Raw genomic sequence first — 17,801 nt, 5'->3', positions numbered from 1 at the left:
ATAAATTTCGATTCGATGCCTCTAGACACAGAGACAACAATTATAAGTCAGACTATCTTAGTATAACATTTGTAGCGGATTTTTGCAAGTGTGAAAAACGCTTTATTTCAAATTTGTCAATACTTTTTCGATATCTGAGAAGACATCATTGATATCTTGATTACCTTCGATGTCATGAACCAAACCTTTGGCACGGTAGTGAGCAATGATTGGTTCCCCTTGAGCAATATTAACATCCAAACGACGTTTGACTGTCTCAGGCTTATCATCTTCACGTTGGTAGTAATCTTCTTCTTTATAGTCAACTGGTGGGTTAAAGACCTTGTGGAAAGTTTCTCCAGTTACGCGGTGGATAATACGACCACTCAAACGTTCCAAGAGGCTATCTGGATTCACTTCAATGTTGATGACACCTTCTAGTTCAATGCCAAGTTCAGCCAATGTTTTGTCCAAGGCATGAGCTTGTTCGATTGTACGTGGGTAACCATCCAACAAGAATCCTGTTTCTTTAATATCATCTTGTGAAAGACGTTCTTTTACGATTCCATTTGTAACTTCGTCAGGAACTAATTCACCCTTGTCAATGTATGACTTAGCAAGAACACCCATTTCAGTTTGATTTGCCATTGCAGCGCGGAACATATCACCTGTTGAGATATGTGCAACATGGAATTGTTCTACGATTTTTGCTGCTTGAGTTCCCTTACCTGCACCAGGTAAGCCCATAATCAAAAGATTCATGATCTGATCTCCTTATTTTATTTTTAAATAGAAGCAAAAATTCTTTTCACCCCTATTTAAAAACAAAATAGAAGAGGGGAGACCAAACTCTCACAAATGTTAGAGTTTAAACCTCCACTCCCTCAGCATTTACTGATTCATACTCAATGAAAATCAAAGAGCAAACTAGGAAGCTAGCCGCAGACTGTACTTGAGTACGGCAAGGTGAAGCTGACGTGGTTTGAATTTGATTTTCGAAGAGTATCAGTAAATACTTTTATTCTGTTCTATCCATGAAACCAACATACTTACGTTTCAATAGGTAACCTTCCAATTGTTTGATTCCTTCAATACCCGTAGAGATAATGATCAAAAGACTAGTCCCCCCAAAAGCAACTGCTTCTGAAAGTCCGAAAACATCTTTTGCCACGATCGGTAAAATAGAAATCACACCAAGGAAGAGAGAACCAACAGTTGCAAGACGACGAAGAAGTTTAGACATATATTCCTCTGTACCTTTACCAGGACGAACTCCATGGATATAGGCTCCGCTCTTTTGTAGGTTTTCTGCCGCTTTTTCAGGATTAATCTGTACAAACGTATAGAAGAATGTAAAGAGAATAATCAATAAAGCATACATAGCAATACCAGTTGGTGAAGTTGTTGCCAGCATTTCTTGTGCTGTTCTTACCCAAGCCCAATCATGACCTGTAGCGCTCAAAAACTGAAGAATAGCCGCAGGCGCTGCAGTAATCGAACTTGCAAAGATAACAGGGATAACTCCAGCAGGGTTTACTTTCAAAGGAAGGTAAGAGCTAGATGGAGCACCTTGTGCAACCTTAGTATATTGGATTGGAATTTTGTATTCTGCTTGTTGAACATAGGTTGTAAAGTAAATGATCAACAATACAGTAATAATCAAAATGATTACGAAAATGATAGATGAGTTGATACGGCTACTTGGGACATTCACAAAGTAGTCCACATAGATGCCCTGAATCATCTCTGGAATTGAGGCAACAATCCCGGCAAAGATAATCATAGAAACACCATTTCCGTACCCCTTATCTGTAATTTGCTCTCCCAACCAAGTCACAATCATGCTACCAGCTGTTAAGATGATACCAATCATGATAAAGACTTGTGGAGTAAGAGCTGTTTTCAACAATTGAGCTCCAGCCAAAGTATTAAAACCAGCTGTAATCCCGATAGATTGCACAAAGGCTAGAACAAGAGCAATATAACGAGTAGCTTGATTTAATTTTCTTCGACCTACTTCCCCTTGTTTACCCCATTCTACAAATTTGGGTAAAATATCCATTTGCAAGAGTTGGACAACGATAGAGGCCGTAATGTAGGGACTAACACCAAGAGCAAAAACTGAGAAGTTTTTCATGGCATTCCCTGATACCAAGCTCAACATGTTTAAGAAGGATAATCCACTTAAGGCGTTCAAGCTATTGGCATTCACCCCAGGAACTGTAATGCTAGTCCCGATACGAAAGACCAAAACGATAAAAATTGTAAATAAAATTTTTGATCGAACCTGCTTGACTTTAAGAGCTTCTCTTAATAATTTAAAAAACATAGGTCACCTCTCTTAGATGACTTCTACTGAACCACCTTTAGCAGTGATAGCTTCTTCAGCTGATTTAGAGAATTTAGCTGCTTTCACAGTCAATTTCTTAGTCAACTCACCGTTACCAAGAATTTTAATACCTGATTTTTCAGCTTTAACAATTCCTGCTTCGATAAGAACAACTGGAGTTACTTCAGCACCATCTTCAAAGACGTTCAATTGGTCAAGGTTCACAATTGCGTATTCTTTAGCGTTGATGTTAGTGAATCCACGTTTTGGAAGACGACGGAACAATGGAGTTTGTCCACCTTCAAAACCAAGGCGAACTCCGCCACCGCTACGAGCTTTTTGACCTTTTTGACCACGACCAGATGTTTTACCGTTACCTGATGAAGTACCACGACCAACGCGGTTACGTACTTTACGAGAACCTTCTGCAGGTTTCAATTCATGAAGTTTCATTTTTATTTTCTCCTCTTTTGTAAAATGCTAGCGCCGATAAGGGAGAAAAGGTTGTCTCCCCAATCAACTCGCCTATACGACGTCATCATAGATGACTATATCTAGTTTTAGGGGATGGTATAGTGCACATCCCCTAAAAATTCATTAGTTTACTTCTTCAACTGTTACCAAGTGAGATACTGCTGTGATCATACCACGGATAGCAGCGTTATCTTCTTTAATAACAGAGCTGTTCAATTTGCCAAGTCCAAGTGCTACAACAGTTTTACGTTGTGATGGAATGCGTCCGATTGGAGACTTAGTCAAAGTAATTTTAATTTGAGCCATTTTATCCCCTTTCTTATGCCAAATCAGAAACTGAAATACCACGAAGGGCAGCAACTTCTTCAGCGCGTTTCAATTGTTTCAAACCTTCAACAGTTGCACGAACAATGTTGATTGGAGTGTTAGAACCAAGTGATTTAGATGTAATATCTGCCACACCTGCCAATTCCACAACGGCACGAACTGCACCACCAGCGGCAACTCCAGAACCTTCTACAGCAGGTTTCAACAATACTTTAGCTCCACCGAATTCTGAAAGAACTTCGTGTGGGATTGTTGTTCCAACCATAGGAACTTCGATCAAGTTTTTCTTAGCATCGTCTACTGCTTTACGGATTGCTTCTGGAACTTCTTGAGCTTTACCAGTACCAAATCCTACGCGACCATTGTGGTCACCAACAACAACAAGAGCTGCGAAACGAAGACGACGTCCACCTTTAACAACTTTTGTAACACGGTTGACAGCAACTACGCGTTCTTCTAATTCAACTGCATTGTCTTTAAATGCCATTTTCTAGTGTCCTCCTATTAGAATTTCAATCCGTTTTCACGAGCTGCATCAGCCAAAGCTTTCACACGTCCGTGATATAGATATCCACCGCGGTCGAACACCACTTCTGAAATACCTTTAGCGTTTGCACGTTCTGCAACGAGTTTACCGACAGCAACGGCTTGTTCAGTTTTAGTTCCTTTTGAAACTTCTTTGTCAAGAGTTGAAGCACTTGCGAGCGTTACACCCGCTACGTCATCAATCACTTGAGCGTAGATGCCTGTATTAGAACGGAATACGTTCAAACGTGGGCGATCAGCAGTTCCAGAGAGTTTTCCGCGAACGCGACGGTGGCGTTTTTGGCGGAGTTTGTTTTTATCTGGTTTTGAAATCACAGTTTTCACCTCTTTAGTTTTAAATCGTGTGCTATGCACAAAGTTGGAAAATAGGTTGGTGGTTGAGAATCAACCACTCAACATTATTTACCTGTTTTACCTTCTTTACGGCGAACGAATTCACCAACGTAACGGATACCTTTACCTTTATATGGTTCTGGTGAACGAAGGCTACGTACGTAAGCAGCTGTTTGACCAACTACTTCTTTTGAAATTCCGCTAACAACGATTGTTGTTGGGTTTGGAAGTTCAAAAGTAATTCCTTCTGGAGCTTCAACTTCGTCTGGATGAGATTTACCAACAGCCAAAACAAGTTTAGATCCTTGAAGTTGTGCACGGTAACCAACCCCGCGCATTTCAAGTTCTTTCTTGAATCCTTCTGATACACCAACAACCATGTTGTTCAAAAGGGCACGAGTAGTTCCGTGGATAGTTTTCATTTCTTTTGAATCGTTTGGACGGTGAAGAGTTACTTCAGTACCTTCCACACGGATTTCAATATCTTTTGAGAACTCACGAGTAAGTTCTCCTTTAGGTCCTTTTACAGTTACAAGGTTGTCATTGTTAGTGATTTCTACACCAGCAGGCAACACGATAACTTTATTACCAATACGTGACATGTTTATTTTCTCCTGTTAGATTGTCAGGCCAGAACGGCCAGTTTTCACGGGGTTCAGATACTTATTTAGTTCAAGAGCTGAACTGAACACGCTCTAACGAGCTTTGTATCTTGATTTGAGTTCGAGCTAAGAATTTGGTGAAAAAGATAAGTTTGTCTTGGAGCATCGCTCCTGCTACAAACTTCCTATTTTCACTGTATTCTTTTAACGCTCTCACATCATCAATTACCAAACGTAAGCGATAACTTCTCCACCAACATTCTTTTGGCGTGCTTCTTTATCAGTAAGCAAACCTTCAGAAGTTGAAAGGATAGCAATTCCAAGTCCGTTAAGAACTTTTGGAAGGTCTTCACGTTTTTTGTAGACACGAAGTCCTGGTTTAGAAACACGTTTCAAGTTAGTGATAACTTTTTCACCGTTTGGTCCGTATTTAAGGAATACACGGATGATGCCTTGTTTGTCATCTTCGATGATTTCAACGTTTTTTACAAAACCTTCGCATTTAAGGATTTCAGCAATCCCTTTTTTGATGTTTGATGCAGGTACTTCAAGTACTTCGTGTTTAGCTTGGTTAGCGTTACGAATACGAGTTAGGAAGTCTGCGATTGGGTCAGTCATAACCATTTTGTTTTTCTCCTCTTACTAGTAGTTTGCAAGTTGCACTTGCTAGTTAATACATGATACAAAGAGCGTAACAGCAAAAGCAAAAATAGGCAATTTGATGCAGGAGCGATGCTCCAAAGAAAATTGGTCTTTTTTGCCAAAGCTGTAGCTCGTGTTCAAATTGGCAAGCCCAACTGAACCCGGGCTAAACTCTGTGTGAAAAAGATAAACTTTCCTAGAAACTTCAGTTTCTTCGTCAAGTTTCCTATTTTCACTTAGAGTTTTGACGCCCTTGATATCTTAAATTACCAAGATGCTTTTGTTACACCAGGAATTTGTCCTTTGTAAGCTAATTCACGGAAGCAAACACGGCAAAGTTTAAATTTGCGGTAAACTGAATGTGGACGACCACATTTTTCACAACGAGTATAAGCTTGAGTAGAGAACTTCGCTGGACGTTTGTTCTTAGCAATCATTGATTTTTTAGCCATTAGATTTACCTCCTATATTATTTTGCAAAAGGCATTCCAAGGCCTGTAAGCAATGCACGTGACTCTTCGTCAGTGTTAGCAGTTGTTACGATAACGATGTCAAGACCACGAGTTTTGTCAACGTCATCAAAGTTGATTTCTGGGAAGATCAATTGTTCTTTCACACCAAGTGTGTAGTTTCCGCGTCCATCAAATGATTTTGTTGGAACACCGTGGAAGTCACGTACACGTGGAAGTGAAACTGAAACCAATTTATCCAAGAATTCGTACATACGTTCACCACGAAGGGTAACTTTTGCACCAATCGCAACACCTTCACGAAGACGGAAGCCGGCGATTGATTTTTTAGCTTTAGTGATAAGTGGTTTTTGACCTGAGATAAGTGCCAATTCTTCAGCAGCTTTTTCAAGGCTTTTAGCGTTTGATACAGCTTCACCAACACCCATGTTCAAAACGATCTTATCTACTTTAGGCACAGCCATCACTGATGAGTAGTTGAATTGTTCTGTCAAAGCAGGAACTACTTCATTAAGATATTTTTCTTTTAAACGATTTGCCATTATACTTCTCCTTTCCTTCGTGATTAATCAAGCACTTCGCCTGATTTTTTGTTGTAGCGAACTTTTTTACCGTCTACAAATTTGTAACCAACACGACCAGCTACACCATTTTTGTCCAAAACTTGAACGTTTGATACGTGGATAGCTGCTTCTTTCTCGATGATACCACCTTGAGGAAGCTCGTTAGTTGGACGTTGGTGTTTCTTAACGATGTTAACACCTTCAACGATAACTTTGTTTACTTTTGGAAGGGCAGTAAGGACAACAGCTTCTGTTCCCTTATCTTTACCAGCGATTACGCGAACTTTGTCGCCTTTTTTTACAAACATTAGGTTTCTCCTTGATTTTTCTTACGCCCATAAGGGCACCCTGGAGGTAAATCCAGGGGACTAGTTTGTTTCTAAAAATTAAAGTACTTCTGGAGCAAGTGACACGATCTTCATGAAGCCACCTTCACGCAATTCACGTGCAACTGGGCCAAAGATACGTGTTCCGCGAGGAGTTTTGTCTTCACGGATGATAACTGCTGCGTTTTCGTCAAATTTGATGTATGAACCATCAGCACGACGAGCACCTGATTTAGTACGAACGATAACTGCTTTAACAACGTCACCTTTTTTAACCGCACCACCAGGAGTAGCTTGTTTTACAGATGCCACAATAACATCACCGATGTTTGCAAATTTACGTCCTGAACCACCAAGAACTTTGATAGTCAAGATTTCACGAGCACCGCTGTTGTCTGCGACTTTCAAACGAGTTTCTGTTTGAATCATTTCAGTTTTCTCCTTTCAGGTTTGATTAGATGATGACCGCTTCTTCAACAACTTCTACAAGACGGAAACGTTTTGTAGCTGAAAGCGGGCGAGTTTCCATGATACGTACGATATCGCCTTCTTTGGCAACATTGTTTTCATCATGAGCTTTGTATTTTTTAGAGTAGTTAATACGTTTACCATAGACTGGGTGGTTACGTTTTGTTTCAACTACAACTGTGATTGTCTTGTCCATTTTGTCAGATACAACACGTCCAACAAGAACTTTACGATTATTGCGTTCCATTGAAATTTCTCCTTCCCTAGTCTATTATTTCGCTTCAGATTGAACTGTTTTGATACGAGCGATTTGTTTTTTAACTTCTTTCAAGCGAGCTGTTTGTTCCAATTGACCAGTAGCAGCTTGGAAACGAAGTTCAAACAATTCTTTTTTCAATTCGTTTTCGCGCTTCGCGAGTTCTTCTTGAGAAAGACCACGAAGTTCTTTAACAAATTCTTTTACTTCATTAAGTTTCATGCCTTCTCCTTATTCTGCTTCACGTTTTACGAATTTACATTTAACTGGCAATTTGTGGCTAGCAAGACGAAGCGCTTCGCGAGCGATCTCTTCAGATACACCAGCGATTTCGAACATCACTTTACCACGTTTAACTGGTGCTACCCAACCTTCAGGTGCCCCTTTACCAGATCCCATACGCACACCGATAGCTTTAGCAGTGTATGATTTGTGTGGGAAGATTTTAATCCAAACTTTACCACCACGTTTCATGTAACGAGTCATGGCGATACGAGCAGCTTCGATTTGGCGGTTAGTGATCCAGTGGCTAGTTGTAGCTTGAAGACCGTATTCACCGAATGCTACTTCTTTTCCACCTTTTGCTTCACCGCGCATTTTTCCACGGAATTCACGACGGTGTTTAACACGTTTAGGTACTAACATTGGTTATTTACCTCCTTTAGTGTTTTTGCGAGCTGGAAGAACTTCACCACGGTAGATCCATACTTTAACACCAAGTTTACCGTATGTAGTATCTGCTTCTTCCCAAGCGTAATCGATATCTGCACGAAGTGTGTGAAGTGGAACAGTTCCTTCAGAGTATCCTTCAGCACGGGCGATATCTGCACCGTTCAAACGACCTGATACTTGAGTTTTGATTCCTTTAGCTCCAGCACGCATTGCACGTTGGATTGCTTGTTTTTGTGCACGACGGAAAGCAACACGTTGCTCCAATTGACGAGCAATTCCTTCACCTACAAGGTGAGCATCCAAATCAGGTTGTTTGATTTCGATGATGTTGATGTGTACTTGTTTTCCAGTCAATTTGTTAAGTTTTGCACGGAGTGCATCAACGTTAGCACCACCTTTACCGATAACCATACCTGGTTTAGCAGTGTGAAGTGAAACGTTAACTTTGTTTACTGCGCGTTCGATTTCGATAGTTGAAACTGCTGCGTCAGCAAGTTCTTTTTGAACGAATTTACGGATTGCAAGATCTTCATGAAGGTAATCCGCGTATTCTTTTTCAGCATACCATTTGGCATCCCAATCACGGATGATGCCGACACGCATACCAATTGGATGTACTTTTTGACCCACGATTTTACCTCCTTATTTTTCTGCAACAGCTACAGTGATGTGAGCTGTACGTTTGTTGATTGGTGAAGCTGAACCTTTCGCACGTGGACGGAAACGTTTCATAGTTGGTCCTTCGTTTGCGAATGCTTCAGATACTACCAAGTTAGCTTTATCCAAACCAAAGTTGTTTTCAGCGTTAGCTACAGCTGAGTTCAAAACTTTCAAGATGATTTCAGCAGCTTTGTTTGGAGTGAATGTCAAGATTGCGATTGCATCGGCTACGCTTTTACCACGGATGTTATCAAGAACAAGACGTGATTTACGAGGTGAAACACGTACTGTACGAGCCATTGCTTTAGCTGAAGTAATTTCTGCCATTTATGTTCTCCTTATTTTCTACGTGTTTTCTTGTCGTCTGCAGCGTGACCTTTGTAAGTACGAGTTGGTGCAAATTCACCAAGTTTGTGACCTACCATGTCTTCTTGGATGTAAACAGGTACGTGTTTACGTCCGTCATAAACTGCAATAGTGTAACCAATGAAACTTGGGAAGATCGTTGAACGACGTGACCAAGTTTTAATAACTTTTTTCTTTTCGTCGTTAGCTTGAGCTTCAACTTTTTTCATCAAATGCTCATCGACGAAAGGTCCTTTTTTAAGACTGCGTCCCATTTTTATATTTTCTCCTTTAAATGTTGTACCACAGCGGCTTGCGCTCACATGGAGCGCTACCGAGCTGGCGGATTTACTAGTTACTTAAGCGACTAGTTTAATATTATTTCTCGTTGCGACGACGAACGATAAGTTTGTCAGATTTCGCTTTCTTGTTACGAGTTTTAAGACCAAGAGCAGGTTTGCCCCATGGAGTAGATGGTGCTTTACGACCAACTGGTGCTTTACCTTCACCACCACCGTGTGGGTGATCGTTAGGGTTCATTACAGAACCACGAACTGTTGGGCGGATACCTTTCCAACGGCTACGTCCTGCTTTACCAAGGTTTACAAGTCCATGTTGTTCGTTTCCGACAACACCAACTGTAGCACGGCAAGTTCCAAGAATCATACGAACTTCACCTGATTGAAGACGAACAAGAACGTATTTACCTTCAGAACCCAATACTTGAGCAGATGCACCAGCAGCACGTACCAATTCACCACCACGACCTGGTTTCAACTCGATGTTGTGGATCAAAGTACCAACTGGGATGTTAGCAAGTGGAAGAGCGTTTCCGACTTTGATATCTGCTTCTGGCCCTGAAACGATACGTTGACCAACTTCAAGACCTTTTGGAGCGATGATGTATGCTTTCACACCGTCAGTGTAGTGTACAAGAGCGATGTTTGCAGAACGGTTTGGATCGTACTCGATTGTTTTAACAACTGCTTCAACGTTGTCTTTGTTACGTTTGAAGTCAACCAAACGGTAGAAACGTTTGTGTCCACCACCTTGGTGACGAACTGTGATACGACCGTTGTTGTTACGACCAGCCTTGCTCTTCAATGCAACAAGCAATGATTTTTCAGGAGTGCTTGTTGTGATTTCAGCGAAATCCAAAGAAGTCATATTACGGCGACCGTTTGTTGTTGGTTTATAAACACGAATTCCCACGATATTTCCTCCTTAGATTATTCAGCTTCAGCAGCAAACAACTCGATTGCTTTAGAATCAGCTGTAAGTGTGATGATAGCTTTTTTAGTTTTGTTAGTAAAACCAGTGTAACGTCCAACACGTTTAGCTTTTGGTTTTACGTTGATTGTGTTAACATTAGCAACTTTAACACCTTCGAAAGCAGCTTCAACAGCTTGCTTGATCAAAAGTTTGTGTGCACGAGTGTCAACTTCAAATACATATTTTCCTGCTTCAAGTTGAGCCATTGAGCTTTCAGTGATGACAGGTTTTTTGATAACATCATACAAATTCATTATGCAAGAACCTCCTCGATTTTAGAGATAGCTGCTTGAGTAACAAGAAGTTTGTCACTATTTGCGATGTCAAGAACACTTGCAGTTGTAGCAGTCGCAACTTTCACGTTTGGAAGGTTACGAGCTGAGAGAGCTGCGAATTCGTTTCCTTCTTCAAGAATAACAAGGACTTTAGAATCGATGCTCAAAGCTGCAAGAACTTTTGCAAATTCAGCAGTTTTTGGAGCTGTAAATTCAAGAGAATCAACGGCTACAAATTTATTTTCAGCAACTTTTTCTGAGTAAACAGATTTAAGCGCAAGGCGACGAACTTTTTGAGGAAGTTTGTACGCATAGCTACGTGGAGTTGGTCCGAAGACGATTCCACCACCACGCCATTGTGGTGAGCGGATAGAACCTTGACGAGCACGTCCAGTTCCTTTTTGACGCCATGGTTTGCGTCCGCCACCTGAAACAGCTGAGCGGTTTTTAACTGCGTGAGTTCCTTGGCGAAGGCTAGCACGTTGGCTGATGATCACATCAAACACAACAGATTGGTTTGGTTCGATACCAAAGATTGCATCGTTAAGAACAACTTCGCCCGCTTGTTTACCAGTTTGGTCGAATAATGTTACATTTGCCATTTTGACTGTATTCCCCTTTCCTTATTATTTACCAGCTTTAACTGCTGATTTGATAGTGATAAGAGATTTCTTAGCACCTGGTACGTTACCTTTGATAAGGATAACGTTCTTTTCTGGAACAACTTGTACAACTTCAAGGTTTTGAATTGTTACGCGGTCGCCACCCATACGTCCTGCAAGGTTTTTGCCTTTGAATACGCGGTTAGGTGCAACAGGTCCCATAGAACCTGGACGACGGTGGTAACGAGAACCGTGAGCCATTGGTCCACGTGATTGTCCGTGGCGTTTGATAACACCTTGGAAACCTTTACCTTTAGAAGTACCAGTTACGTCAACAACGTCTCCAGCTGCGAATGTTTCAACTGTGATTTCAGCACCAACTTCCAAGCCTTCAACGTTTTTGAATTCACGAATGAAGCGCTTAGGAGCCGTGTTAGCTTTCGCTACATGTCCTTTAGCAGGTTTGTTGCTCAACACTTCGCGTTTGTCATCGAAACCAACTTGGATAGCGTTGTATCCGTCTGTTTCAACAGTTTTAACTTGAAGAACAACGTTTGGAGTTGCTTCAATAACTGTTACAGGGATCAATTCGCCAGCTTCAGTGAAGATTTGAGTCATTCCCACTTTTTTCCCTAAGATTCCTTTTGTCATGAGAAAATAGTTCCTTTTCTATATTTTTATTCAAAAAGTTTTTAACGAGCGTTTTTTATGCTCAAGTCTAAGATACAAAGGGCGTCAAACTCAAAGTGAAAATAGGAAACTGACGCAGTGTCTAGCAGACACTAGGAAGTTTATCTTTTTCACACCGAGTTTAGCCCGTGTTCAATTAGATTGAAACACCAGCCTCTGCTCTTTTATATTTTAGATTAAAGTTTGATTTCTACGTTTACACCACTTGGAAGATCCAATTTCATCAACGCATCAACTGTTTTTTGAGTTGGGTTAACGATATCGATCAAACGTTTGTGTGTACGCATTTCAAATTGTTCGCGAGAGTCTTTATATTTGTGAGTCGCACGAATGATTGTGTAGAGGCTACGTTCAGTTGGAAGTGGGATTGGACCCGCAACTTGTGCACCTGTACGAGTAGCTGATTCTACGATTTTTGCAGCCGCTGTGTCAAGCGTACGGTGTTCGTAAGCTTTCAAACGGATACGGATTTTTTTGTTTGCCATCTTTTTCTCCTTTTCGTCTATTTAAGATAATAGGCTAGCTCCACAAGAAAACCGACGCGGCGTTGCGTGGCAATGCAACCGAGCGTGTCGCAACCTCTTGCATCAAAGCTAAGACTGTAATTTACAGCACCATAATAGAATAACACAAAGCCCCTGCGATTGCAAGGGATTTGTTGCTGTTTTTTCGTTTTTTTACAATGAAACTGTTTTCTTTTTTTATAGGTCATTTATTTAACTATTCTCTATAGAAGAAAGTTATTCTCTCTTCACCTGTTCATAGCTTTCTTTTCCGTCATTGAGCTTGTCCCAAATCACTACTTGCCCACTTTTGAGAGATTTTTGCACATCGATAATTCTTTGGTTTGAAGATCCGCGGAACTGAAGCATAAGATTTCTCTTAGTTCGATCGTATCGTCCATCTACAAGGATGTCAATTAGCGATAAGAGTTCCAGTTTGTCTGGAGTCTCCAGCATCATTTCTTCCCAAGTGTAGCCCGTCCAGGACCAGATGTCCTTGTCTGGCAATTCCTTCCGAATGCGCTTAACGAGTGGCAAGAGAATCCCAGTATTGAGAAAGGGCTCCCCTCCCAGCAAGGTCAATCCTTGAACATAGGGCTGGGCAAGATCTGCCATGATTTGCTCTTCTAATTCTGCTGTGTAGGGAATTCCTGCATTGAAAGACCAAGTCGCAACATTATAACATCCCTCGCAGTGAAACATGCAACCTGATACATAGAGAGAGTTACGCACACCTTCTCCATCTACAAAGTTAAAGGCCTTGTAGTCGATGATACGCCCTTGACTGAGTTCCTCGCTTTTCCATTCTTGTGGTTTTGGATTATTCATTCGCTACCTCTATCCAATAACGCTCCACACCATTGCGAACATCCTCAATGAGACCTCCATTTGATAGAATAACTACTCTGCTAGCAGGATTATTCACGCTACAGGTCACTAGAGCTTTCTTAATGTTCTTTTCCTTAGCAACTTGCAAGCCCTGACGGAGAGTCTCTTTTGCATAACCCTTGCCTCTTTCAGATGGACGAATGGAGTAGCCAATGTGGCCAGCATAATTCAGTAAACCCTCATCCAGTCTCAATCGCAGATTCAAAAACCCTAGAGCACGACCTACATCATCAAATGATACAAATTGAATAGAAGGAACACGATTTTCAGGCAAGTTCATTCCCATCTCTTTTTGCATATTTGTTTCCAACCACTCTTCGTACACAAAGTTCTCTGTATCCCAAAATCCTCCATCATGGGCTGATTGGCTCTTTTCAAACTCTGCCATCATCTCTAAAACTGTTTCTTTATCTGCTAATCTTGGTCTGCGTAGTTCCATCCTTACCTCCCACTATGAGAAAAGCGAGAGCTGACTCTCACTTTTATTTTTTCTTGTTCTTGTTTAAAAATTGTTCTTTGAGGTTGAGCAAGCGTTCTTTCTTACCAGCTCCACCTTTAGAGTGTTTCTCGTGATAACGGGTCACTTGTGCACGCCCCTTGTCATCTAATTGATATTTTCCCATTTCATTTCTTTCTAATTTGTTACTTAATGTCCAGCTATTTTAATCGTTGAGCCATTCATGTGTTTGACACGCGCAGCGATTTCCTTGTGACGCCCATTGACCATAGGTCTCGCTTGAGGATTGCCTAAATAGCCACAAGTCCGTTTAACAACGTCTACTGTTTTAGGGTCGCTATTGCCACAGTTAGGACAAGCAAATCCTCTCTCAGTTGGTTCAAAATCCCCTTCAAAGTCACACTTGTAGCAACGGTCAATTGGAGTATTGGTCCCCAAATATCCCACACGGTCATAGGCATAGTCCCATACAGCTTCCAAAGCCTTTGGATTTTGCTGGAGGACTGGATACTCACAATAATGGATGAAACCACCTGACGCACCTGCTTCTGGATAGACTTTCTCAAAGTCTAATTTTTCAAACGGTGTTGGATTTTTACGAACATCGTAGTGGAAAGAGTTGGTATAGTATTCCTTATCTGTAATATCAGGAATAGAACCAAACTTGTCTGTATCTAGTCGACAGAAACGGTCTGTCAAGCTTTCGGACGGTGTTGAGTAGATAGAGAAATGATAGCCATATTGGTCAGACCACTCTTCTACACGGCGTTTCATATCACGAATGATATCCAGCGTGAATTCCTTGGCTTCTGGATTGTATTCCCAGCTATTTCCAAAGAAGACAGTAGCCACTTCGTACAAACCGATGTAACCCAGCGAAACTGTTGCCCGACGATTCTTAAAGAGCTGGTCAACATTTTCTTCTTTACCTAGACGATGGCCAAAAGCACCGTACTGATAGAGGATAGGGGCATTTGCTGGCGTCGCTTCTTTAGTACGTTCGACACGGTAAACCAGAGCATCTTCTGCGATATTCATACGCTCGTTGAAGATTTCCCAGAACTTATTCATGTCACCATCAGACTCGAGAGCAATACGGGGTAAATTAACAGTCACAACTCCTAGGTTCATGCGACCTGAATTGACTTCTACACCATTTTCATCCTTCCATCCTTGAAGAAACGAACGGCAACCCATAGGAACTTTGAAAGAACCTGTCAAGTCAACAATCTTATCATAGGACAAAACATCTGGGTACATCCGTTTGGTTGCGCACTCTAGAGCCAACTGCTTGATGTCGTAGTTGGGTGTCCCTTCCTCTAAGTTAAGGCCTCTTTTAAGCGTGAAGATAAGTTTAGGGAAGATAGCTGTGCGGTGTTCTGAACCAAGTCCCTTGATTCGGATGTTCAAGATAGCTTTTTGAATTTCCCGTTCAAAACGACTAGTTCCTAGACCAAAGCCTAGAGAAGTAAAAGGTGTTTGTCCATTTGAAGTAAAGAGAGTATTGATTTCATACTCAAGAGATTGCATGGCATCATAGATGTCTTTTTGGGTTTTCTTCCAGGCATAATCTTCTCGTTTTTCAGGCAATACCCACTCTTCTGCATCTTTGAGATGTTTTTGATAGTTCTTCTCTGCATAAGGCGCCAAAACTTCATCGATACGGTCAGCTGAACAGCCACCATACTGGCTAGAAGCAACGTTAGCGATGATTTGTGAAATCTGCGCTGTCGCAGTTTGAATAGACTTAGGACTCTCTACCTCTGCATTTCCAATCTTAAAACCATTTTCCAACATACCTTTAAAATCAATCAAACAGCAGTTGGTCATAGGTGTATAGGGACTGTAGTCCAAATCGTGATAGTGGATATCCCCTTTTTGGTGGGCATTGGCTACGTGCTTAGGAAGCATTTGCAGTCCAATTGATTTCCCAACAATCCCTGCTGTCAAATCACGCTGGGTATTAAAGACATCACTGTCTTTATTAGCATTTTCATTGACAACTGCCTGGTCTTTGTTGAGTAGTTTATGGATACTAAAGTTGATATCTGTCGCTTTTGATCGCTCAAAATCCCTTTGTGTCCGATAAGTGATATACTCCTCAGCCAGCGCATATTCTTTGGCTTCAAGGAGTTCATGTTCTACAATATTTTGAATTTCATAAATCTTAACTCCCTGCGGAAAGCGACTATGAATTTCTGTGACAATTCGCTCGGTCAGAGCATTGAGGCGTTTTTCGACCAAGGGTGTCACATCCATAACCTTGTCTGCCGCCTTGTGGAGAGCCTTGTCAATCTTGTCCACATCAAATACAACACGTCTCCCATCTCGTTTCTCGACGAAGAGAGTTGGCAAAATTGTAATTTTTTCTTCTAGTGCAATCATATGCATGCTCTTTTCTAAATTGTTCTTTCTAAAAAGTATTATACCACTCTAAAAAGAAAAATCAATATCTTGTGTTAAAAATCCTAAAATTTTTAAAAATACACAAGATATTGATTTTATTATTTAATTTTATAGACTTTAAACTCTGAGTAATCGGTCTTTACTGGTTGGTAATTTTCTTTCAAGATTGTTTCCACTTCAGACCAGACTGCTACCTTATCATTCACCACAATCACCTTGGGTTGTTTTTCTTTCAAGTCATTGAGTAGCTTATTCCGATTTTCCTCAGTTGCTGTATAGTGCATCGGGGACAAAATAGCCGATGGCGACAAGCGCTCACTCTTACGATAAAGAGTTGCAGTATCATCCCATGCATAGATAGCATCTTCCGTACTTGTCTCCTCTTTCACCAAATCAGCAAGACGCTCACGTTCTTGATAAGGTACTGGATAAAGGACAAATCTCATCAAAAAAGGAACAGCCAAAAGATATAACAAAGTTAAAATCGGTAGGTAAAGATTTCCTTTAGTATAGCGATGCCAGAGACTAACGGACTCTTCTCTGCGTCTTCTTCTAACACTACGACCACTCTGTTGCCCCTTGATATTGGACACTAAAAGCAGAAGAAAGACAGGGAAAATGATCATCAAGCGGGATGCATGTAGAGGATCCTGTGTAAAGAAAATCACTACCAAACCTAAAATTAGGAACAAACTCGCAGGCACTGAGATGACATATAGTTTAGAGGATTTAGATTGAAAGAGACCTAAAAAGACAAAAACCAAAACTCCCATGCCAAGAGCCAACAACCCGTAAAACAAAACATTTTCTAACAATGCCGAAACAGAAGTCAAACGAATAGAATTAATTGGATACAAAATTCCACTAATCGCATCCTCAAAACTTCCTGTTGCAACACTATAATAGGCAGTTGGATAAAAGACAAGTGAAAAACCTAAAGCCACTGCAAGAAACTGATAAAATCCATGTGCAAAACGTCTATGCCCAAGGTTAAAGACCAACAAGCCTAAACTCACTACAGCAATAAACAGGAGCGATGCCAAGGGAGCAAAGAAAAATCCGCCCGCCAAAGCCAGCCCAATCCGTACAAATCCCTTATCATGGCTTGGATTGCTTAGGTAAGCCGCAACTAAACTAAAGGCCGCGAACAAGAAAGGAAGCGCTAAAAGAGTCGCATATCCTCCACCAAAAGCAAGACCTGTAACCAGCATGTAAAAAATAGTCACCAGTTGTCCAGCCTGGTCTCCTTGCTCTGTCAAGGTGTCTGCCGATCGAAAGAGGAAAAATCCTCCTGCTACCAAGGCTAACCACTCAAAAATGGCAAAGAAAAATCCGCCCTGAGTCACGTAAGTCAGCAAATAATAAAGCAAACCTTGACTTCCATAATAGTCGCTGTAAATTTTCCCTGCCTGATGAAGGGCCCAACCTGTATAAAAATCCTGCACTTCCTGTGCACTCATTAAATCGAGTAATAGCGGTACTCCTAGAGTTATCCCCGTTACAAGCGTACTCCATAGTAAAATTTTTACCAAAGGAAGACGACTTGATTCACGATGATGCGATTCTTGTTCGATTTGGTATTCTAGAGGTTCACGATTCTCCTGATGAACTTCTTCTACTCTACCATACACACTCATATCGTTTCTCCTATTCAATTTATCTGTCTTAGTATATCAAAAAGTCCTAGGATTGTCAGCTTGCGATGGGTGTTTGAGT

The 17,801-nt window shown here is 41.1% G+C and carries 28 protein-coding genes; all 28 read right to left on the bottom strand.

All coding sequences use genetic code 11. The features are described 5' to 3' along the window. Window positions 1–102 precede the first annotated feature (102 nt). Window positions 103–741: an adenylate kinase gene (locus O3636_RS04880; RefSeq protein WP_001050436.1), complete on the bottom strand. Its 639-nt coding sequence runs from the start codon at window positions 739–741 to the stop codon at window positions 103–105. Between the two features lie 256 nt (window positions 742–997). Then, window positions 998–2,308, bottom strand: a complete 1,311-nt coding sequence (gene secY / locus O3636_RS04875) for a preprotein translocase subunit SecY (protein WP_000465403.1) — start codon at window positions 2,306–2,308, stop codon at window positions 998–1,000. A 12-nt stretch (window positions 2,309–2,320) separates the two neighbouring features. Further along, on the bottom strand, window positions 2,321–2,761 hold the full coding sequence (gene rplO / locus O3636_RS04870) for a 50S ribosomal protein L15 (RefSeq protein WP_000766087.1): 441 nt from the start codon (window positions 2,759–2,761) through the stop codon (window positions 2,321–2,323). Window positions 2,762–2,905: 144 nt separating this feature from the next. Further along, entirely contained in the window at window positions 2,906–3,088 is a 183-nt protein-coding gene (gene rpmD / locus O3636_RS04865) for a 50S ribosomal protein L30 (protein ID WP_000057241.1), read from the bottom strand. Between the two features lie 13 nt (window positions 3,089–3,101). Next, complete coding sequence (gene rpsE, locus O3636_RS04860) at window positions 3,102–3,596, bottom strand: 30S ribosomal protein S5 (RefSeq protein WP_000874202.1); 495 nt, start codon at window positions 3,594–3,596, stop codon at window positions 3,102–3,104. A gap of 17 nt (window positions 3,597–3,613) precedes the next feature. Next, window positions 3,614–3,970 (bottom strand): 50S ribosomal protein L18, encoded by a 357-nt coding sequence (gene rplR, locus O3636_RS04855; protein ID WP_000624044.1) that lies wholly within the window; start codon window positions 3,968–3,970, stop codon window positions 3,614–3,616. Between the two features lie 83 nt (window positions 3,971–4,053). Further along, entirely contained in the window at window positions 4,054–4,590 is a 537-nt protein-coding gene (rplF, locus tag O3636_RS04850; protein WP_000086622.1) for a 50S ribosomal protein L6, read from the bottom strand. Between the two features lie 225 nt (window positions 4,591–4,815). Beyond that, on the bottom strand, window positions 4,816–5,214 hold the full coding sequence (gene rpsH, locus O3636_RS04845) for a 30S ribosomal protein S8 (RefSeq protein WP_371641986.1): 399 nt from the start codon (window positions 5,212–5,214) through the stop codon (window positions 4,816–4,818). 284 nt (window positions 5,215–5,498) lie between these two features. Then, window positions 5,499–5,684 (bottom strand): type Z 30S ribosomal protein S14, encoded by a 186-nt coding sequence (locus O3636_RS04840; RefSeq protein ID WP_001085697.1) that lies wholly within the window; start codon window positions 5,682–5,684, stop codon window positions 5,499–5,501. 17 nt (window positions 5,685–5,701) lie between these two features. Then, the gene (gene rplE, locus O3636_RS04835) at window positions 5,702–6,244 is read right to left on the bottom strand and encodes a 50S ribosomal protein L5 (RefSeq protein WP_000013542.1); all 543 of its coding nucleotides are present in this window, start codon (window positions 6,242–6,244) and stop codon (window positions 5,702–5,704) included. A gap of 23 nt (window positions 6,245–6,267) precedes the next feature. Beyond that, complete coding sequence (gene rplX, locus O3636_RS04830) at window positions 6,268–6,573, bottom strand: 50S ribosomal protein L24 (protein WP_000497691.1); 306 nt, start codon at window positions 6,571–6,573, stop codon at window positions 6,268–6,270. Between the two features lie 78 nt (window positions 6,574–6,651). Then, window positions 6,652–7,020, bottom strand: a complete 369-nt coding sequence (gene rplN / locus O3636_RS04825; protein ID WP_000616545.1) for a 50S ribosomal protein L14 — start codon at window positions 7,018–7,020, stop codon at window positions 6,652–6,654. A 25-nt stretch (window positions 7,021–7,045) separates the two neighbouring features. Next, window positions 7,046–7,306, bottom strand: coding sequence for a 30S ribosomal protein S17 (rpsQ, locus tag O3636_RS04820; RefSeq protein WP_000440801.1), 261 nt, complete (start codon window positions 7,304–7,306; stop codon window positions 7,046–7,048). Between the two features lie 24 nt (window positions 7,307–7,330). Next, window positions 7,331–7,537 carry a 50S ribosomal protein L29 gene (gene rpmC, locus O3636_RS04815; RefSeq protein WP_000772918.1) on the bottom strand — a complete coding sequence of 69 codons (207 nt, stop codon included), beginning with the start codon at window positions 7,535–7,537 and terminating at the stop codon, window positions 7,331–7,333. A gap of 9 nt (window positions 7,538–7,546) precedes the next feature. Further along, window positions 7,547–7,960: a 50S ribosomal protein L16 gene (gene rplP / locus O3636_RS04810; RefSeq protein WP_000960946.1), complete on the bottom strand. Its 414-nt coding sequence runs from the start codon at window positions 7,958–7,960 to the stop codon at window positions 7,547–7,549. Window positions 7,961–7,963: 3 nt separating this feature from the next. Next, entirely contained in the window at window positions 7,964–8,617 is a 654-nt protein-coding gene (gene rpsC, locus O3636_RS04805; protein ID WP_000529936.1) for a 30S ribosomal protein S3, read from the bottom strand. A 12-nt stretch (window positions 8,618–8,629) separates the two neighbouring features. After that, window positions 8,630–8,974, bottom strand: a complete 345-nt coding sequence (gene rplV / locus O3636_RS04800) for a 50S ribosomal protein L22 (RefSeq protein ID WP_000818137.1) — start codon at window positions 8,972–8,974, stop codon at window positions 8,630–8,632. A gap of 11 nt (window positions 8,975–8,985) precedes the next feature. Next, entirely contained in the window at window positions 8,986–9,267 is a 282-nt protein-coding gene (gene rpsS, locus O3636_RS04795) for a 30S ribosomal protein S19 (RefSeq protein WP_000533766.1), read from the bottom strand. Between the two features lie 103 nt (window positions 9,268–9,370). Next, entirely contained in the window at window positions 9,371–10,204 is an 834-nt protein-coding gene (gene rplB, locus O3636_RS04790; RefSeq protein WP_000512911.1) for a 50S ribosomal protein L2, read from the bottom strand. 17 nt (window positions 10,205–10,221) lie between these two features. Continuing rightward, a complete protein-coding gene (locus O3636_RS04785) occupies window positions 10,222–10,518 on the bottom strand; it encodes a 50S ribosomal protein L23 (RefSeq protein WP_001055347.1) in 297 nt (98 codons plus the stop codon). Beyond that, a complete protein-coding gene (gene rplD / locus O3636_RS04780) occupies window positions 10,518–11,141 on the bottom strand; it encodes a 50S ribosomal protein L4 (RefSeq protein ID WP_000024549.1) in 624 nt (207 codons plus the stop codon). Before rplD ends, O3636_RS04785 begins: the two co-directional genes overlap by 1 nt. Window positions 11,142–11,165: 24 nt before the next feature. Beyond that, complete coding sequence (gene rplC, locus O3636_RS04775; protein WP_000160197.1) at window positions 11,166–11,792, bottom strand: 50S ribosomal protein L3; 627 nt, start codon at window positions 11,790–11,792, stop codon at window positions 11,166–11,168. Between the two features lie 215 nt (window positions 11,793–12,007). Next, on the bottom strand, window positions 12,008–12,316 hold the full coding sequence (gene rpsJ, locus O3636_RS04770) for a 30S ribosomal protein S10 (RefSeq protein ID WP_001284513.1): 309 nt from the start codon (window positions 12,314–12,316) through the stop codon (window positions 12,008–12,010). A 255-nt stretch (window positions 12,317–12,571) separates the two neighbouring features. Further along, window positions 12,572–13,162 carry an anaerobic ribonucleoside-triphosphate reductase activating protein gene (nrdG, locus tag O3636_RS04765; protein ID WP_001064217.1) on the bottom strand — a complete coding sequence of 197 codons (591 nt, stop codon included), beginning with the start codon at window positions 13,160–13,162 and terminating at the stop codon, window positions 12,572–12,574. Continuing rightward, window positions 13,155–13,661: a GNAT family N-acetyltransferase gene (locus O3636_RS04760; RefSeq protein WP_173228879.1), complete on the bottom strand. Its 507-nt coding sequence runs from the start codon at window positions 13,659–13,661 to the stop codon at window positions 13,155–13,157. Before O3636_RS04760 ends, nrdG begins: the two co-directional genes overlap by 8 nt. 43 nt (window positions 13,662–13,704) lie before the next feature. Further along, on the bottom strand, window positions 13,705–13,845 hold the full coding sequence (locus O3636_RS04755) for a hypothetical protein (RefSeq protein ID WP_000521615.1): 141 nt from the start codon (window positions 13,843–13,845) through the stop codon (window positions 13,705–13,707). Window positions 13,846–13,868: 23 nt separating this feature from the next. Further along, entirely contained in the window at window positions 13,869–16,064 is a 2,196-nt protein-coding gene (gene nrdD, locus O3636_RS04750) for an anaerobic ribonucleoside-triphosphate reductase (RefSeq protein WP_371641981.1), read from the bottom strand. A 119-nt stretch (window positions 16,065–16,183) separates the two neighbouring features. Continuing rightward, entirely contained in the window at window positions 16,184–17,722 is a 1,539-nt protein-coding gene (locus O3636_RS04745; RefSeq protein WP_371641979.1) for a damage-inducible protein CinA, read from the bottom strand. Window positions 17,723–17,801 lie beyond the last annotated feature (79 nt).

The organism is Streptococcus sp. 27098_8_76, assembly GCF_041432315.1.
Taxonomy (GTDB): Bacteria; Bacillota; Bacilli; order Lactobacillales; family Streptococcaceae; genus Streptococcus.
This window is presented reverse-complemented; position numbering and strand designations above follow the sequence as displayed.

What these genes read in the sequence shown, in the direction of transcription:
- O3636_RS04880 (WP_001050436.1), bottom strand. Translation starts at nt 741, where the DNA reads ATGAATCTTTTGATTATGGGCTTACCTGGTGCAGGTAAGGGAACTCAA.
- secY (WP_000465403.1), bottom strand. Translation starts at nt 2,308, where the DNA reads ATGTTTTTTAAATTATTAAGAGAAGCTCTTAAAGTCAAGCAGGTTCGA.
- rplO (WP_000766087.1), bottom strand. Translation starts at nt 2,761, where the DNA reads ATGAAACTTCATGAATTGAAACCTGCAGAAGGTTCTCGTAAAGTACGT.
- rpmD (WP_000057241.1), bottom strand. Translation starts at nt 3,088, where the DNA reads ATGGCTCAAATTAAAATTACTTTGACTAAGTCTCCAATCGGACGCATT.
- rpsE (WP_000874202.1), bottom strand. Translation starts at nt 3,596, where the DNA reads ATGGCATTTAAAGACAATGCAGTTGAATTAGAAGAACGCGTAGTTGCT.
- rplF (WP_000086622.1), bottom strand. Translation starts at nt 4,590, where the DNA reads ATGTCACGTATTGGTAATAAAGTTATCGTGTTGCCTGCTGGTGTAGAA.
- rpsH (WP_371641986.1), bottom strand. Translation starts at nt 5,214, where the DNA reads ATGGTTATGACTGACCCAATCGCAGACTTCCTAACTCGTATTCGTAAC.
- O3636_RS04840 (WP_001085697.1), bottom strand. Translation starts at nt 5,684, where the DNA reads ATGGCTAAAAAATCAATGATTGCTAAGAACAAACGTCCAGCGAAGTTC.
- rplE (WP_000013542.1), bottom strand. Translation starts at nt 6,244, where the DNA reads ATGGCAAATCGTTTAAAAGAAAAATATCTTAATGAAGTAGTTCCTGCT.
- rplX (WP_000497691.1), bottom strand. Translation starts at nt 6,573, where the DNA reads ATGTTTGTAAAAAAAGGCGACAAAGTTCGCGTAATCGCTGGTAAAGAT.
- rplN (WP_000616545.1), bottom strand. Translation starts at nt 7,020, where the DNA reads ATGATTCAAACAGAAACTCGTTTGAAAGTCGCAGACAACAGCGGTGCT.
- rpsQ (WP_000440801.1), bottom strand. Translation starts at nt 7,306, where the DNA reads ATGGAACGCAATAATCGTAAAGTTCTTGTTGGACGTGTTGTATCTGAC.
- rpmC (WP_000772918.1), bottom strand. Translation starts at nt 7,537, where the DNA reads ATGAAACTTAATGAAGTAAAAGAATTTGTTAAAGAACTTCGTGGTCTT.
- rplP (WP_000960946.1), bottom strand. Translation starts at nt 7,960, where the DNA reads ATGTTAGTACCTAAACGTGTTAAACACCGTCGTGAATTCCGTGGAAAA.
- rplV (WP_000818137.1), bottom strand. Translation starts at nt 8,974, where the DNA reads ATGGCAGAAATTACTTCAGCTAAAGCAATGGCTCGTACAGTACGTGTT.
- rpsS (WP_000533766.1), bottom strand. Translation starts at nt 9,267, where the DNA reads ATGGGACGCAGTCTTAAAAAAGGACCTTTCGTCGATGAGCATTTGATG.
- O3636_RS04785 (WP_001055347.1), bottom strand. Translation starts at nt 10,518, where the DNA reads ATGAATTTGTATGATGTTATCAAAAAACCTGTCATCACTGAAAGCTCA.
- rplD (WP_000024549.1), bottom strand. Translation starts at nt 11,141, where the DNA reads ATGGCAAATGTAACATTATTCGACCAAACTGGTAAACAAGCGGGCGAA.
- rplC (WP_000160197.1), bottom strand. Translation starts at nt 11,792, where the DNA reads ATGACAAAAGGAATCTTAGGGAAAAAAGTGGGAATGACTCAAATCTTC.
- rpsJ (WP_001284513.1), bottom strand. Translation starts at nt 12,316, where the DNA reads ATGGCAAACAAAAAAATCCGTATCCGTTTGAAAGCTTACGAACACCGT.
- nrdG (WP_001064217.1), bottom strand. Translation starts at nt 13,162, where the DNA reads ATGAATAATCCAAAACCACAAGAATGGAAAAGCGAGGAACTCAGTCAA.
- O3636_RS04760 (WP_173228879.1), bottom strand. Translation starts at nt 13,661, where the DNA reads ATGGAACTACGCAGACCAAGATTAGCAGATAAAGAAACAGTTTTAGAG.
- O3636_RS04755 (WP_000521615.1), bottom strand. Translation starts at nt 13,845, where the DNA reads ATGGGAAAATATCAATTAGATGACAAGGGGCGTGCACAAGTGACCCGT.
- nrdD (WP_371641981.1), bottom strand. Translation starts at nt 16,064, where the DNA reads ATGATTGCACTAGAAGAAAAAATTACAATTTTGCCAACTCTCTTCGTC.
- O3636_RS04745 (WP_371641979.1), bottom strand. Translation starts at nt 17,722, where the DNA reads ATGAGTGTGTATGGTAGAGTAGAAGAAGTTCATCAGGAGAATCGTGAA.